The organism is Bacteroides graminisolvens DSM 19988 = JCM 15093 (genome assembly GCF_000428125.1).
GTDB classification, from domain to species: Bacteria; Bacteroidota; Bacteroidia; order Bacteroidales; family Bacteroidaceae; genus Bacteroides; species Bacteroides graminisolvens.
Window position 1 is genome coordinate 17012 of the sequence record NZ_KE386628.1, and the last position, 14575, is coordinate 31586.

15 protein-coding genes and 2 pseudogenes are annotated in these 14575 nt (G+C 44.1%); 11 read left to right on the top strand and 6 right to left on the bottom strand.

The genetic code is table 11. The annotated features are described in order from the left end of the window. Nucleotides 1-21: 21 nt before the first annotated feature. Both C511_RS0115365 and udk read right to left on the bottom strand, forming a co-directional pair. Nucleotides 22-1413 carry an MltF family protein gene (locus C511_RS0115365; RefSeq protein ID WP_024996757.1) on the bottom strand — a complete coding sequence of 464 codons (1392 nt, stop codon included), beginning with the start codon at nt 1411-1413 and terminating at the stop codon, nt 22-24. A gap of 3 nt (nt 1414-1416) precedes the next feature. Beyond that, a complete protein-coding gene (gene udk / locus C511_RS0115370) occupies nt 1417-2022 on the bottom strand; it encodes a uridine kinase (protein ID WP_027318374.1) in 606 nt (201 codons plus the stop codon). Nucleotides 2023-2110: 88 nt separating this feature from the next. Here udk and C511_RS0115375 point away from each other — a divergent pair, with 88 nt between their 5' ends. The 8 genes and pseudogenes from C511_RS0115375 (at nt 2111) to hisB (ending at nt 9691) form a co-directional block, all read left to right on the top strand. Continuing rightward, nucleotides 2111-2410, top strand: coding sequence for a Dabb family protein (locus C511_RS0115375; RefSeq protein WP_024996758.1), 300 nt, complete (start codon nt 2111-2113; stop codon nt 2408-2410). A 30-nt stretch (nt 2411-2440) separates the two neighbouring features. Beyond that, nucleotides 2441-2890 (top strand): annotated as a pseudogene (locus tag C511_RS18605) (protein-disulfide reductase DsbD domain-containing protein); the annotation flags it as partial. Nucleotides 2891-3049: 159 nt separating this feature from the next. Further along, a pseudogene (locus tag C511_RS0115380) lies at nt 3050-4480 on the top strand (protein-disulfide reductase DsbD family protein); the annotation flags it as partial. Nucleotides 4481-4602: 122 nt separating this feature from the next. Then, complete coding sequence (locus C511_RS0115385; RefSeq protein ID WP_024996759.1) at nt 4603-5118, top strand: PaaI family thioesterase; 516 nt, start codon at nt 4603-4605, stop codon at nt 5116-5118. A 220-nt stretch (nt 5119-5338) separates the two neighbouring features. Beyond that, entirely contained in the window at nt 5339-6190 is an 852-nt protein-coding gene (gene hisG, locus C511_RS0115390; protein WP_024996760.1) for an ATP phosphoribosyltransferase, read from the top strand. A 21-nt stretch (nt 6191-6211) separates the two neighbouring features. Further along, the gene (hisD, locus tag C511_RS0115395) at nt 6212-7501 is read left to right on the top strand and encodes a histidinol dehydrogenase (protein WP_024996761.1); all 1290 of its coding nucleotides are present in this window, start codon (nt 6212-6214) and stop codon (nt 7499-7501) included. Between the two features lie 12 nt (nt 7502-7513). After that, a complete protein-coding gene (hisC, locus tag C511_RS0115400; protein ID WP_024996762.1) occupies nt 7514-8554 on the top strand; it encodes a histidinol-phosphate transaminase in 1041 nt (346 codons plus the stop codon). A 12-nt stretch (nt 8555-8566) separates the two neighbouring features. Then, on the top strand, nt 8567-9691 hold the full coding sequence (hisB, locus tag C511_RS0115405) for a bifunctional histidinol-phosphatase/imidazoleglycerol-phosphate dehydratase HisB (RefSeq protein ID WP_024996763.1): 1125 nt from the start codon (nt 8567-8569) through the stop codon (nt 9689-9691). Nucleotides 9692-9777: 86 nt separating this feature from the next. On the opposite strand, the gene C511_RS0115410 is transcribed toward hisB, so the two are convergent. After that, nucleotides 9778-9981 carry a hypothetical protein gene (locus C511_RS0115410; RefSeq protein WP_148297732.1) on the bottom strand — a complete coding sequence of 68 codons (204 nt, stop codon included), beginning with the start codon at nt 9979-9981 and terminating at the stop codon, nt 9778-9780. 325 nt (nt 9982-10306) lie between these two features. Between C511_RS0115410 and C511_RS0115415 the strand changes: the two genes are divergently transcribed. From C511_RS0115415 to C511_RS17635, 3 genes are read left to right on the top strand one after another with little or no spacing between them, the layout of a single operon-like run. Further along, nucleotides 10307-11443: a DUF4268 domain-containing protein gene (locus tag C511_RS0115415; RefSeq protein ID WP_024996765.1), complete on the top strand. Its 1137-nt coding sequence runs from the start codon at nt 10307-10309 to the stop codon at nt 11441-11443. A 56-nt stretch (nt 11444-11499) separates the two neighbouring features. After that, the gene (locus C511_RS0115420) at nt 11500-11802 is read left to right on the top strand and encodes a hypothetical protein (protein ID WP_024996766.1); all 303 of its coding nucleotides are present in this window, start codon (nt 11500-11502) and stop codon (nt 11800-11802) included. A gap of 8 nt (nt 11803-11810) precedes the next feature. After that, nucleotides 11811-12053 carry a hypothetical protein gene (locus tag C511_RS17635; protein WP_148297733.1) on the top strand — a complete coding sequence of 81 codons (243 nt, stop codon included), beginning with the start codon at nt 11811-11813 and terminating at the stop codon, nt 12051-12053. Here C511_RS17635 and C511_RS0115425 read toward each other — a convergent pair. The 3 genes from C511_RS0115425 to C511_RS0115435 form a co-directional block, all read right to left on the bottom strand. Beyond that, a complete protein-coding gene (locus C511_RS0115425) occupies nt 12022-12852 on the bottom strand; it encodes a sensor histidine kinase (RefSeq protein WP_024996768.1) in 831 nt (276 codons plus the stop codon). The two genes, C511_RS17635 and C511_RS0115425, sit on opposite strands and share 32 nt — an antisense overlap. Before the next feature lie 124 nt (nt 12853-12976). Further along, nucleotides 12977-13636, bottom strand: a complete 660-nt coding sequence (locus C511_RS0115430; protein WP_024996769.1) for a response regulator transcription factor — start codon at nt 13634-13636, stop codon at nt 12977-12979. Between the two features lie 80 nt (nt 13637-13716). Continuing rightward, nucleotides 13717-14541, bottom strand: coding sequence for an EFR1 family ferrodoxin (locus C511_RS0115435; RefSeq protein WP_024996770.1), 825 nt, complete (start codon nt 14539-14541; stop codon nt 13717-13719). Nucleotides 14542-14575: the final 34 nt, after the last annotated feature.

The following is a 14575-nucleotide window of genomic DNA, read 5'->3' on the forward strand; positions in this document are numbered from 1 at the left end:
CGGGCGGTTGAGGGAGAAGATTTATTTTTTGATTTTTTGTTTGTACACTTCGTACCGGCTTAGAATGTCGCGTACGAAGTTGTACGTTTCAATGCCACGGAAGTATCCGTTTTTACAAACAGGATCGGTGAAGTATTCTTCATTGCTTTTCAGCAAAATAAACTTTTCAACGTTATGTTCCCATACCAGTTCGTTCTTTCCGTATTTGCGTGCCAACGCCATGGCATCCGAAATATGTCCGAGTCCGGCATTGTAGGAAGCCAGAATAAACTTAATACGTTCTTTTTTGTCGGGTATAACTTTCAAGGCACGATTGGTTGCATCAATATACTTCACTGCCGCTTTGATGCTCTCTTCGGGATTAGATTCTTTCCCCGGAGGAAGTCCCATGGCCCGCGCGGTGACGGGCATCAGCTGCATTAATCCCCGAGCACCCGCCCATGACACAGCCGTTGTGTCGAAGTTTGACTCCGTATACGCCAAAGAAGCCAGCAAACGCCAATCCCAGTCAATCTCCTTTGCATACTTCTTAAACAACTTATCGAAATGAGAGATTTTCCCTTCCCGAAGCGATAGAATAGGAGAGTGAATAATGCTTTTGCTGATTTCAAAGTAGCGCTTCATACTGGCATTGTAAGCCGGTGAGGTCAAATTCTCTTTGTGCCATTTGTTGGCTGCTTCGGCTAGTAACGGACACTCTTTTCGAACTGCCCATGATGCCCGCTGGTCAAAGCTTATAGGCAAGCGGATATCTAAATTAGGATAATAAGTTGTATTCAGTCGGGCCAGATCATTGTCGCAAACCGTGTAATCGATCTTCCCCTGATAAACCTGCGTGATAAGATCCTCCACAGTAATACTGTCGGCCTCCACCTTTCTGATCTTGATGCCTCCACCCAGTTCTTTGTTTAAGTTCGTCAGCCGGTCGAAATACTTGCCCGGTTTCACGTACACCTCTTTTCCTACCAACTGAGTCACATCAGTGAGAACTTTACCCTTTCCGCCTGCCCGCTGCACAATAACCTGATGAGTAACTACCTCCTCACCGCAATAAGTTACACTATCTTTCAGCTCTTTGGTGATGGGCAAGTTGTAAGCAATCATGTCGCCCTCACCGTTGCGTAGCTTTCGTACCAAATCGGGAACATTACGAGCCACTTCAATGCGTAACTTCAGTCCCAAGCTCTTGGCAAACTGCTCACTGAGTTCGTACTGAAACCCCATCTCCTGACCGCGATAAATAAAATAAGAAGTAGAACTGTATAAGGTAAGCACCACCAGTTCACCGCTATCTTTCATTTGAGGCAGGTCGTATGTTACTTCATCCGTACCCCGGTTCCCCTTGCGGCAAGAAGCCAGCACAAGGAGCGCCAGGCAAAAGAGAAAGGTAAAACGAACTACTTTTATACGCATGCGCTACAAATGTTTTTTGATGTACATGGTTAAAATGTCAATGGCGACTTTATTGTTCCCCCCTTCGGGAACGATCAGGTCAGCATATCTTTTGCAAGGCTCAATGAATTGCATGTGCATGGGCTTCAACACCCGTGTATATCTTTCCATCACAGCTTCGGCCGTTCGCCCGCGCTCAATGACATCCCGTTGAATCACACGAATCAGGCGTTCGTCGGGATCGGCATCAACAAATACCTTCAGGTCCATCATGCTGCGCAACTTCTTGTCGCACAAAGCGAGAATTCCCTCTATGATAATTACTTCGCGCGGTTCAACGTGTATGGTTTCGGGTTGGCGCGTACAAGTAAGATACGAATAAGTAGGCTGTTCAACGCTTTTTCCTTCGCGCAACAGAGACACGTGTTTGGAGAGCAGGCTCCATTCGAAAGCGTCGGGGTGGTCGAAGTTAATGTTTTGGCGCTCCTCCACCGGCACATGACTACTGTCTTTGTAGTATGAATCTTGTGGTAAAAGCACTACTTCATTTTTGGGCAAACTATCTATTATTTTGCGTACTACAGTGGTTTTTCCCGAACCGGTTCCGCCCGCTATTCCTATTATTAACATTCGTTGATGGTGTGTATATGAACAATATGGATTACTTTTGTGTAATCAAATCATGCAAAGATAAAAACAATTCATAAAATAACAACGTATGGTTAAACACATTGTATTATTTAAGCTGAAAGAAGAACTTCCGGCTACTGAGAAACAAGCAGTGATGAATCAATTCAAAGAAGCGATTGAAGCCCTTCCTGCTAAGATATCTGTGATACGAAAGATAGAGGTGGGACTCAATGTGAATCCGGCCGAAGCATGGGACATTGCCTTGTACAGTGAGTTCGATTCGCTGGAAGACGTGAAAACATACGCTGTTCATCCTGATCATGTGGCCGCAGGTAAACTATTGGCCGATGTGAAGCTGAACCGCGCTTGTGTAGATTATGAGTTCTAGATTCTCAATACATCATTAGACGATAAAAGTATGAAGAAAATCTGTTTGTGGTTGTTTGTCTTCACCCTGGCCGCTTTGAACCTGCAAGCGCAGATCAAAGAACCGGTGAAGTTCAAAACCTCCTTTAAAAGTATATCGCCAACCGAAGCCGAAATCATATTTTCGGGTACCATTGACAACGGCTGGCATGTATATTCAACCAATCTGCCCGATGGCGGTCCCATATCGGCTACGTTCAATGTAGATAAGCAACAAGGCGTTCAGCCTGTGGGTAAGTTTCAGGCAAAGGGAAAAGAAATAAGTACCTTCGATAAACTGTTTGAAATGCAGGTGCGTTACTTTTCGCACGCCGTTCAGTTTGTGCAGAAAGTAAAGATTACCGGTGCTACTTACCACATAGAAGGATACCTGGAGTACGGCGCATGCGACGACGAAAGTTGTCTGCCCCCCACACAAGTTCCTTTCAAGTTTTCGGGTAAGGGCGTAGAAGGTGGTGCGCAAACCTCATCGACTACAGCGGCCGATAAAACCACGCAAGCCACCGATGAAGCAGCTGCTGCTACTGTTGCGCTGAACGTTGACTCACTGAAGAACGTAAATGACAGCAGCTCCGTTGCTGCCGTTGCAGTGGGAACTACCGATCTTTGGGCGCCTGTTATCAATGAATTGCATGCTTTTGGCGAAACCACATCGCAACAAGACATGTCGTGGATTTACATTTTCATTACCGGCTTTCTGGGCGGACTACTCGCACTGTTTACTCCCTGCGTGTGGCCTATCATTCCTATGACGGTAAGCTTTTTCCTCAAACGTAGTAAGGACAAGAAAAAAGGAATTCGCGATGCGTGGACGTACGGTGCTTCTATTGTGGTTATTTACGTAACGCTGGGATTAGCTATCACGCTGATCTTCGGTGCCAGTGCCTTGAACGCATTGTCGACCAATGCCGTGTTCAACATCCTCTTCTGCCTCATGTTGGTGGTCTTTGCCGCCTCTTTCTTCGGAGCCTTCGAAATAACGTTACCCTCTCGTTGGAGCAGCGCGGTTGACAGTAAGGCTGAGGCTACCAGTGGCTTGCTGAGTATTTTTCTGATGGCCTTTACCTTGTCGCTGGTTTCGTTTTCTTGCACCGGTCCCATCATTGGTTTTCTATTGGTGCAGGTGTCAACAACCGGCAGCATTGTAGCGCCCGCTATCGGAATGTTGGGCTTTGCCATTGCATTGGCTCTGCCGTTTACGCTTTTCGCCCTCTTCCCTTCGTGGTTGAAGTCCATGCCTAAATCGGGCGGATGGATGAATGTCATCAAAGTCACTTTGGGATTTCTGGAACTGGCCTTTGCACTCAAGTTCCTTTCCGTTGCCGACCTGGCTTACGGTTGGGGAATCTTGGATCGTGAAACCTTCCTGGCATTGTGGATTGTGCTCTTTGCCCTGTTGGGATTCTACTTGCTGGGCAAAATCAAGTTCCCGCATGACGACGACGACACCCGCGTAAGCGTGCCCCGTTTCTTTATGGCTCTGGCTTCGCTTGCCTTTGCCATGTATATGGTTCCCGGTTTGTGGGGCGCACCGCTTAAAGCAGTCAGCGCCTTCTCGCCACCCTTGAAAACACAGGACTTTAACCTCTATACAAACGAAGTACATGCTAAGTTCGACGATTATGACGCAGGCATGGAGTATGCCCGCCGAAACGGCAAGCCCGTGATGCTCGACTTTACCGGATACGGATGCGTGAACTGTCGTAAAATGGAGTTGGCTGTGTGGACAGACCCAACGGTAAGTAACTTGATTCAGAACGATTACGTGCTGATTACGTTGTACGTGGATAACAAAACCAAACTGCCCGAGCCGATTAAGGTGACGGAAAACGGAACCGAACGTACGCTGCGCACATTGGGCGACCGGTGGAGTTACCTGCAACGCGTGAAGTTTGGTGCCAATGCCCAACCGTTCTATGTGTTGATTGATAACGAAGGAAAGCCGTTGAACAAATCGTATGCATACGATGAAGACATCAGCAAATATGTAGACTTCCTCCGAACAGGACTAGATAACTACCGAAAGAAATAAATATTCGGTTACCTATCAGAAAACAGAAATGCTCGGCCAGATAAACTTTGGTCGGGCATTTCTGCTTTTGTTAAATAAATATGTTTACTTTTGCAATACAGCCAGTTTAAATACAACATAACATGAAGAAGATTATAAACCCCTGGAAAGGAAAAGAGGGATACAATTGTTTTGGTTGTGCCCCCGCTAACCCCGTAGGTGTGAAAATGGAATTTTACGAAGACGGAGACGATATTGTGAGCCAATGGCATCTGCAAGCCAATTATCAAGGTTGGATTAATACATTGCATGGAGGCATACAGTCGGTTTTGCTCGACGAAATCTGCGCATGGACTATTCTGCGCAAGCTGCAAACGACCGGTGTCACTTCCAAGATGGAGACTCGTTACCTCAAATCGGTCGACACTACAGATGAGTACGTGCTATTGCGCGCACGCATCAGCGAAAAGAAACGCAATATTATATTGGTGGAGGCCGAGCTTTATAACCAGAAAGGAGAGGTATGCACCAAAGCACTCTGCACTTATTTCACTTTCTCGCAAGAAAAAGCGAAGGAAATGCACTTCCACGGCTGCGATGTAGAAGACAAAGAGCTAGAATTACCCCTATTTACTAACGATTCCTCATTAAATAAATGATTTTTGTGATAAATCTTTGGTGGTTTAAAAGAAATGCTTTAATTTTGTCGCTGTAAACAATAGAAATATGAGATATACAACTACACATCATCATCATTCTCCTGGCGAATAACTCGGTGGGCGTGTATGATTTTGTCTAGAAATGATATAGTAAGGCTTGCCGGTAAGGTGAGCCTTTTTTTATTCCCATAGGTAATATAAATTAGAAAAAGATAGAATTATGTTAAGAATTGCAGTACAGGCCAAAGGCCGTCTTTTCGAAGAAACAATGGCTCTTCTCGAAGAGTCGGACATCAAGTTAAGCTCTTCCAAACGCACCCTGCTGGTGCAGTCGACCAACTTCCCCGTAGAAGTTTTATTCCTTCGTGACGATGATATTCCCCAATCGGTGGCAACCGGTGTGGCCGACATCGGCATTGTGGGAGAAAACGAGTACGTAGAGAAGGAAGAAGACGCGGTAATCATTAAACGTTTGGGGTTCAGCAAGTGCCGCCTCTCGCTGGCTATTCCCAAAGACATTGATTACCCCGGTTTGCAATGGTTTGATAACAAGAAAATAGCGACTTCTTATCCCGTTATCCTCAAGAAACACATGCAGGCCAACGGCATCAAAGCCGAAGTGCACGTTATTACCGGATCGGTTGAAGTGGCACCCGGCATCGGATTGGCCGACGCTATTTTCGATATCGTTAGTTCGGGTTCTACGTTGGTGAGCAACCGGTTGAAGGAAGTGGAAGTTATTATGAAGTCGGAAGCACTGCTTATTGCCAACAAAGAGCTGAGCGAAGAGAAGAAAGAAGTGCTCAACGAATTGCTTTTCCGTATGGACGCAGTGAAAACAGCAGAAGATAAGAAATACGTGCTGATGAACGCCCCCAAAGAAAAACTCAATGAAATTATTGACGTACTGCCGGGAATGAAGAGTCCCACGGTGATGCCTCTGGCACAAGAAGGCTGGTGCTCGGTGCACACTGTGCTCGACGAGAAACGTTTCTGGGAAATCATCGGCAAGCTCAAAGCCCTTGGCGCCGAAGGTATTCTGGTATTACCCATTGAAAAGATGATTTTGTAACCCCCCGTCAAACCAACTGTTATGATACTGATTAACTATCCCCCGAGGGAACAATGGGCCGAGATACTCCGCCGCCCGGCACTCGACACGGAAAACCTCTTCGATACCGTTCGGAGCATCATCGATAGAGTGAGAGCCGAAGGCGACAAGGCGGTGCTCGACTACGAAGCCCGGTTCGACAAAGTGGAGCTTGCTTCGCTGGCCGTAACCGAAGAAGAGATGCAAGAAGCCGTTGAGGCTGTGGGAGTGGAGCTGAAAGCAGCCATCTACCTGGCACAAAAGAATATAGAGACGTTTCACGCTGCCCAACGCTTCACCGGCAAAAAGGTGGAAACCATGGAAGGCGTTACTTGCTGGCAAAAGGCAGTGGGCATTGAGAAAGTAGGCTTATACATACCCGGCGGCACCGCACCGCTATTTTCTACCGTACTCATGCTTGCCGTTCCCGCTAAACTGGCCGGATGCAAAGAAATCGTTCTGTGCAGTCCCCCGGGAAAAGACGGGAAAATACACCCCGCCGTACTCTTTGCCGCACGTGTGGCAGGAGTGAGCAAAATCTACAAAGCCGGAGGAGTGCAGGCCATTGCCGCCATGGCATACGGAACAGAAAGCATACCGAAAGTATACAAGATATTCGGTCCCGGCAACCAATACGTTACCGCTGCCAAGCAATTGGTGAGTTTGCGCGACGTAGCCATTGACATGCCCGCAGGCCCTTCAGAAGTAGAAGTGCTGGCCGATGAAACCGCCAACCCCGTCTTTGTAGCGGCCGACCTCCTGTCGCAGGCAGAGCACGGTGCAGACAGTCAGGCCCTGCTCATCACCACTTCAGAGAAGCTACAAAAAGAAGTGATGTACGAGGTAGAACGCCAGTTGGGCTACCTTCCCCGTCGTGACATAGCCGCCAAAGCCCTCGAAAACAGCAAGCTGATTGTGGTGAAGGATACGGAAGAAGCCTTGCAGATGACCAACGAATACGCCCCCGAGCACCTCATCATTCAAACAACCGATTACCACCAATTGGCAGAACGAGTGACCAATGCCGGTTCTGTGTTCCTCGGTCCGCTCTCGCCCGAAAGCGCAGGCGACTATGCGTCGGGCACCAATCACACCCTGCCTACCAACGGATACGCCAAGGCATATAGCGGAGTGAGCCTCGACAGCTTCATCCGTAAGATTACTTTTCAGGAGATATTGCCGCAGGGCATGTGTGCCATCGGACCGGCCATCGAAGTCATGGCGGCCAACGAACAGCTCGATGCACACAAAAATGCCGTTACCGTGCGATTAAACAGTATAAGGAAACAATAAATCAGCCAAACGATGAAGACATTAAAAGAACTGACACGTCCCAATATATGGGCATTAAAGCCCTATTCTTCCGCGCGCGACGAGTACAACGGAGCCGCAGCATCGGTCTTTCTCGATGCCAACGAAAACCCGTACAACCTGCCGCACAACCGCTATCCCGACCCGCTTCAACGTGATTTGAAGGCAGAACTGACCCGAATCAAGCAGGTGAAGGCCGAGAACATCTTCCTGGGAAACGGAAGCGACGAAGCAATCGACTTGGTCTTTCGCGCTTTTTGTGAACCGGGAGTGGACAACGTAGTGGCCATTGATCCTACTTACGGCATGTATAAAGTGTGTGCGGATGTGAATAACGTGGAGTACCGCAAGGTGTTGCTCGATGATGCGTTTCAGTTTACGGCCGACGCACTGCTGGCAGCGACCGACGAACATACTAAACTCATCTTTCTCTGCTCGCCCAACAACCCCACAGGAAATGATTTGCTTCGCTCGGAAATAGAAAAGACATTGGCAGCTTTCAGCGGACTGGTTATTATCGATGAGGCGTACAACGACTTCTCGTCGGCCCCTTCTTTCTTGCAACAGCTCGATAAATACCCCAATCTGGTGGTGTTTCAAACCTTCTCGAAGGCATGGGGTTGCGCAGCCATCCGTCTGGGCATGGCGTTTGCTTCGGCAGAGATTATCAGCATCTTCAATAAAATAAAGTATCCCTATAACGTGAATCAGCTAACACAACAGCAGGCGCTGAGCATGTTACAACGATACGATGAGATTGAGGGATGGGTAAAGGAACTGATAGCGGAGCGGGGCCGACTGATGGATGCTTTCTCTACACTGACTTGTGTGAAGGAGATTTTCCCGTCGGATGCCAACTTCTTCCTGGCACGCGTAACCGATGCCAGTGCCATTTACAATTACCTGGTGGCAAAGGGCATCATTGTGCGCAACCGCAGTTCCATTTCTCTTTGCGGCAACTGCCTGCGCGTTACGGTGGGCACGCCGGCCGAAAACAAAACTTTGCTGGAGGCTTTGCAGGTTTACGGCAATTAATCGTTTCATGATATGAAGAAAAAAGTACTGTTTATAGATAGAGACGGCACGCTCGTAGTGGAGCCGCCCGTTGATTATCAGCTGGATTCGCTGGAGAAACTGGAGTTTTATCCCAAGGTGTTTCGAAACCTGAGCTTCATTCGCAGCAAGCTCGACTTTGAATTTGTGATGGTAACGAACCAAGACGGACTGGGCACGGCTTCTTTTCCCGAGGAGACGTTTTGGCCGGCGCACAACCTGATGCTCAAAACGTTGGAAGGCGAGGGCATTGTGTTCGATGATATATTGATTGATCGCAGTATGCCGGCCGACAATGCGCCGACGCGTAAGCCGCGCACGGGCATGCTGACTGCCTACCTCAATAATGATGATTATGATTTAGCCGGAAGTTTCGTGATTGGCGATCGGGCTACGGATGTGGAGCTGGCTCGCAACCTCGGCTGTCGGGCCATCTTCCTGCAAGATTCTACGGAATCTCTTCGGGAGAAAGGACTTGAGGCGGTCTGCGCTTTGGCAACAACCAACTGGGATCGGATAGCGGAGTTCCTCTTTGCCGGTGAGCGCAAGGCGGAAGTGCGCCGCACAACCAAGGAAACGGATATAGCGGTCTCCTTGAATCTCGACGGGCACGGGAATTGCAACATCACTACCGGACTGGGTTTCTTTGACCACATGCTGGAACAGATTGGTAAGCACTCGGGCATGGATCTAACCATCAACGTGAAAGGTGATTTGGAGGTGGACGAGCACCACACCATTGAGGATACGGCCATTGCATTGGGCGATTGTTTGTATCAGGCGCTGGGCAGCAAGCGTGGCATTGAGCGTTACGGTTATGCTTTGCCTATGGATGATTGCTTGTGCCAGGTATGTCTTGACTTTGGCGGTCGCCCGTGGCTGGTATGGGATGCCGAGTTCCACCGCGAAAAGATTGGTGAGATGCCTACGGAAATGTTCCTGCATTTCTTTAAATCGCTGAGCGATGCCGCCCGCATGAACCTGAACATCAAAGCCGAGGGACAGAATGAACATCACAAGATTGAGGGAATCTTCAAGGCGCTGGCGCGTGCTTTGAAGATGGCCATCAGGCGAGATATTTATAACTTTGAACTACCCAGTTCCAAAGGCGTGCTTTAGGCGAATTAAAAGATAAAATAAAAGGCCAAACACTTGACTTTGGTTATATAATGTATTATCTTTGTCAACATAATCCTATAGTACATTCAATTTATTATAGGCGTAAAGGCAGGAGCTCCAACTCCTGCCTTTTTTCGTTTTGCACGGTTCATTTTTTCTCCCGGACGGTTGCTTATTCCCATTTGCACGGTAGCAAAAGGTCCGCGACAAACCGTCTCACGGCCAAGAGACGGTTTGTCATGACCCAAAAGACGGTTTCTCTTTTGAAATTGCTCGTTATCTTTTTCCAATCGGCCGTTATGTTTTTCAAAAAGTTGGTTATGTTTTGCCCAATTCTTCCTGATCACTTGCGCACGACTTCTGGTTAGTTAATAATATATAAAGTTGCTCTTGACAAGTTTTACCCTGTTTGTAAGCATTCGGAAATGATTTAAAGCGGCTTCGAGGTGGATGATTAGGGAGAACTGAACGTAACTTGCTGAATGGCATTCAACGAGTTACAACAAAATAAGAATAAATCGAAACTTTAGCCTAATGATGTTGATTCCTCTTTCGATAATTTTGTCTAACTTTGTATAATAGCAAATTAAGTGTTGTCATAAATCTAATATTATAATGTATTTGATAGATAAAACTCAGAATAGAATAAAGGAACTTGAAAAGAAAACCTTTTCTGAACTTGGATTTAAAGAGAGGAAACATTTACAAGAATGGTTAGCTCATCAACCCACCGCTTTAGGAGAAGAATTACTGATAATACAAAAAGAATTCAATGGATTTAACGATACGAATGAACGTTTGGATTTATTGGCTCTTGATAAGGAAGGAAACCTGGTGATAATAGAAAATAAATTAGATGACACTGGACGAGATGTTACGTGGCAAGTCTTGAAATATGCTTCATATTGCTCAACTTTGAATAAAGAACAAATACGTAATATCTATCAAGATTTCTTGGATAAAGAGAAATTTGGAGAAAAAGCAGAAGAAAATCTCGCTGATTTCTTTGAACAGGAATATGAAGATCTTTCCCTTAATAAACGTCAATCCCAGCGAGTTGTAATAGTTGCTGCTAATTTCAGAAAAGAGGTTACTTCTAATGTACTTTGGCTCTTAGATTATAAGCTAAGAATACAATGTTTCAAAGCGACCCCATTTGCATTAAATGATCAGTTGTTTTTAACGATGGAACAAATCATCCCAACTAAGGATACGGAAGACTTTGTTATTAGTATGGCCGATAAAATGCAAGAAGAAATTTCTACGCAGGAGGGAATGAAAGATAGGCATAAATTAAGACTTGAATTCTGGAGTAAACTGCTACCTAAACTTAAAGGTAAAACTTCTATTTATCAAAATGTTAGTCCTGCTAAAGATCATTGGTTGAATTCAGGCGGAACAGGTATTAGCGGGGTGCGATATTGTTTAGTCATAACGAAAGATTATGCAGCAGTTCAGATTGAATTTGCAAGATCTAACAAAGAAGAAAACAAGAAACTATACGATGAACTTATAAAAGATAAGGATTCCATAGAGAAACAATTTGGACATGAGCTTGAATGGAAACGTAACGATACGAAAATCAGCAGTCAAGTATCTTATACTCTTAATGGCGTTAATATTTATACGCCTGAAGATTGGAATAAAGCTTTGTCGTTTATGGAAGTAAACATTATAAATCTAGAAAGAGCAATGCAAAAGCCGTTCAGAGAAATTAAAAAAGTACTAAGTATTAATGAAGAAGGTGACTGATTCTAGTTATTAGCATGTTTTATTTGTTAAGTTTTAAATTGTAATACTAATAATGTATGGGAGGCAATAGCTTGTATAATATACTTTCTTCTTTTCATGGAGTTAATGGTGAAGAAGACGATTTACTACCTCAATTTGCAGAGATAGCCCGTTATGTTTTGTCCGGAGGATACTTTCTAATTAATAACGAACGTAAAATCTATCTCATTGATATCGAATTTTATTATCATGAAGAAGGTTCGGAAGGTAAAAAGGTAAAAGATCCCATAATGTATCATACATACGATCATGAAAAGAATACCAAAAAGGTGAAGGAATCTAATAATGAGCTGCCATATTTTCCTCCTTATTCATCATAATGAAATACATGATAAAGAAATATTGTTTAGCTCTCCTGGTATTGATAAGTACAGGTTCTATGATGGCGCAAATTAAAAATTTGCCAAGTCCGTTATCTGCTAAAATAGTTCGAGCAGAAAATATAAAAGATAGAAGTTTTCGAGAAGTGTATCAATACTTTCAAACGAATGGTTTTTTAGAATTGCCTGTTACTATTAATAGGGATTTCAAAAGAAAAATCACTTTTGAGATAATATTATGCGTAGAATAGTTGTACCTTCTATATCGCTTTCTATCTCTACATTGGCACCGATGATTTCAGTAAAACGCTTCACAATAGCTAGTCCTAATCCATAACCCTGTATTTTTTGCTGGCCGTTTGCTATGGACCGATAAAACTGGTTAAATACAAGTGCAGTTTCTTCCTTACTGATACCTTTGCCTGTGTTTTCAATTTCAATAATGACATGCTTTTCTTTTCTATAGGCACGTAAACTTATGTAGCCTTTAGGATTGCAGTATTTTGTAGCATTAGAAAGAATGTTATTGAGGATGATGAGCATTGAATTTTTGTCGACATTCACAATGAGGTCATCAGGACTGACAGTTAGGCTAATGTGAAGTTTATTTTTGATGATAGCGTCGACATAATTAGAATAAGCCTCTGTAAGTATTTCTTTTACAGAGCAATCGGTGTTGTTTAGCTTTACTTTATCACTTTCTAGTCGTGTCAGAGTCAGCAGGTTATTAACCATTGTGTTCATACCATCTACAACTTGTATGTTTTCCTTTATTTTCTTCTCATATTCCTCCACAGTGCGGGGCTTTCGTATAAGCACTTCCATTGATCCTTTGAGTACAGCAAGAGGTGTTCGGAACTCGTGAGATGCATAGCTGGTAAAAGACTTTTCTCTATTCAATGCCTGTTTAAGCGGCTCAATGCTTTTGTTTGCCACACTACGAGCAATAAAGTAAAGTGCTATAAACGTTACTGTGCAGCCAATACATATTACCAGAAGTATTTCTGTCAGTGTTTTCTCAAAGAAAGCAAAGTCTATCTGCTGGTTCATTGCCTGATGTAGCTTTAATGCAAATACAGCTAAGAGTAATAAGCAAATTACGACACAACAAAAACCTGCGTAGATAATAATCCTGCGAGCAATTTGATTTTGAAAATTCTGTTTTTTTTTCATATTAGTCGTTTGCTATGAAGCCTACACCTCGAATAGTCTTGATAGGCCCGTCAGATTTGATATCAAGTTTCTTCCGAAGAGCGTTCATAAAGACATCAATTACCCCTGTATCATACTGAAAATCAATACCCCATACATCGCGTATAATTTCATCACGCGTGATTATTAGTCCTTTCTTCTGTATCAAGTAGGCTAATAGATTGAACTCGCGAGCAGTCAACTGAACCTCTCTGCCATCTTTCAGAACCTTGTGTGCAGTAAGGTTCATATTGATGTCAGCTAGTTTTAGCAGATTATCGTTACTGCGATTACGGAAGTGAATTTTGATCCGTTCTAATAATTCGTCAAATGAAAAGGGCTTTTTGATATAGTCGTTGGCTCCTGCTCGTAATCCCTGAATTGTTTCCTGAACAGTGTCTTTTGCCGTAAGGAAAATCACAGGCGTTTCGATGTCATTTTTTCGTATGCGGTTGCATACTTCCATACCGTCTATTGTAGGAAGCATCCAGTCAAGCAACACTAAGTCGGGTTTACACAACCAAAATTGTTCTATACCCTCATTACCGTCACTTGCAACGATTGTTTCGTAGCCCTCGTCATTTAATCCTTCTTGCAGGAAACTATAGATACCGGGTTCGTCTTCAATAATTAAAATCTTCATATAACAAAATTAACAAAAAGTACAATAGAAACAATACTCACATCATACTTTATGGAGGGCAGACTTTTTATACTGATATTTTATAGTATAATGGTGGGTTCCATTCGTCTTTTTTTGCCAACTCTGTTGCCAAAGTCTTCTACGATATTATTCATTGTTTTACTACTGGAACGGATAGCTCCTTTCGGACAACAATTAATACAGCGAAAACAGGAAATACATTTCTCGGTATCTATACTTTTGTTTTTAATGCTGACAGCTTGAGTTGGGCAACCATGTTCGCAGATACGGCATTCAACACACTTATCCTCGTTAATTTCCTTCAACTTTAAGGAGGCGGGAATTTCATAATCTTTGCTTAATTGGAATAATCGGGAAAATACAATGAGATTGTAGAGTGGTGATATTGACCAACCAATTTTAGGTCTTTGTTCTAGCTTATAATTACCATTCAGGATTTTCTGCATAATGTCGTGTCCGAACTGTTTCTGAATCTTTGCATCCTGTTCATCGGGTCGTCCTTTGGCCACTTCACTGTTTTCAGAATGCTGTCCAATAAATGCTCCCAGACCTACTACTTGGAAGCCTTGTTTGACAGCTCGCTGTTGAAGTTGTTTTAGAGTCACACCGTAATAACCGTTGCCAAACTGTGCAACGCCAATAAACTTAGCGCCATTTCCTGTAATATTAGCAAAAATTTCTTTATTAGGAGTAAATAAAAGAGCTGCGGTAATTGTTCCATATAGCACGATATCATCTTCAGAGAAAATGTATTGTTTATCCCTATTTTTAGGCTTGGACATGTCAATTCGTATCACCTCAACATTGCCCATACCTTTAACTATATTTTCAAGGGTGCGCAGCGTGGTTCCGCTAGGACTGAAATAAACTAAATATACTTTCATATTTTTCTTGTTTTTAATTTTATATTAATGATGC

What these genes read in the sequence shown, in the direction of transcription:
- C511_RS0115365 (WP_024996757.1), bottom strand. Translation starts at nt 1,413, where the DNA reads ATGCGTATAAAAGTAGTTCGTTTTACCTTTCTCTTTTGCCTGGCGCTC.
- udk (WP_027318374.1), bottom strand. Translation starts at nt 2,022, where the DNA reads ATGTTAATAATAGGAATAGCGGGCGGAACCGGTTCGGGAAAAACCACT.
- C511_RS0115375 (WP_024996758.1), top strand. Translation starts at nt 2,111, where the DNA reads ATGGTTAAACACATTGTATTATTTAAGCTGAAAGAAGAACTTCCGGCT.
- C511_RS0115385 (WP_024996759.1), top strand. Translation starts at nt 4,603, where the DNA reads ATGAAGAAGATTATAAACCCCTGGAAAGGAAAAGAGGGATACAATTGT.
- hisG (WP_024996760.1), top strand. Translation starts at nt 5,339, where the DNA reads ATGTTAAGAATTGCAGTACAGGCCAAAGGCCGTCTTTTCGAAGAAACA.
- hisD (WP_024996761.1), top strand. Translation starts at nt 6,212, where the DNA reads ATGATACTGATTAACTATCCCCCGAGGGAACAATGGGCCGAGATACTC.
- hisC (WP_024996762.1), top strand. Translation starts at nt 7,514, where the DNA reads ATGAAGACATTAAAAGAACTGACACGTCCCAATATATGGGCATTAAAG.
- hisB (WP_024996763.1), top strand. Translation starts at nt 8,567, where the DNA reads ATGAAGAAAAAAGTACTGTTTATAGATAGAGACGGCACGCTCGTAGTG.
- C511_RS0115415 (WP_024996765.1), top strand. Translation starts at nt 10,307, where the DNA reads ATGTATTTGATAGATAAAACTCAGAATAGAATAAAGGAACTTGAAAAG.
- C511_RS0115420 (WP_024996766.1), top strand. Translation starts at nt 11,500, where the DNA reads ATGGGAGGCAATAGCTTGTATAATATACTTTCTTCTTTTCATGGAGTT.
- C511_RS17635 (WP_148297733.1), top strand. Translation starts at nt 11,811, where the DNA reads ATGATAAAGAAATATTGTTTAGCTCTCCTGGTATTGATAAGTACAGGT.
- C511_RS0115425 (WP_024996768.1), bottom strand. Translation starts at nt 12,852, where the DNA reads ATGAACCAGCAGATAGACTTTGCTTTCTTTGAGAAAACACTGACAGAA.
- C511_RS0115430 (WP_024996769.1), bottom strand. Translation starts at nt 13,636, where the DNA reads ATGAAGATTTTAATTATTGAAGACGAACCCGGTATCTATAGTTTCCTG.
- C511_RS0115435 (WP_024996770.1), bottom strand. Translation starts at nt 14,541, where the DNA reads ATGAAAGTATATTTAGTTTATTTCAGTCCTAGCGGAACCACGCTGCGC.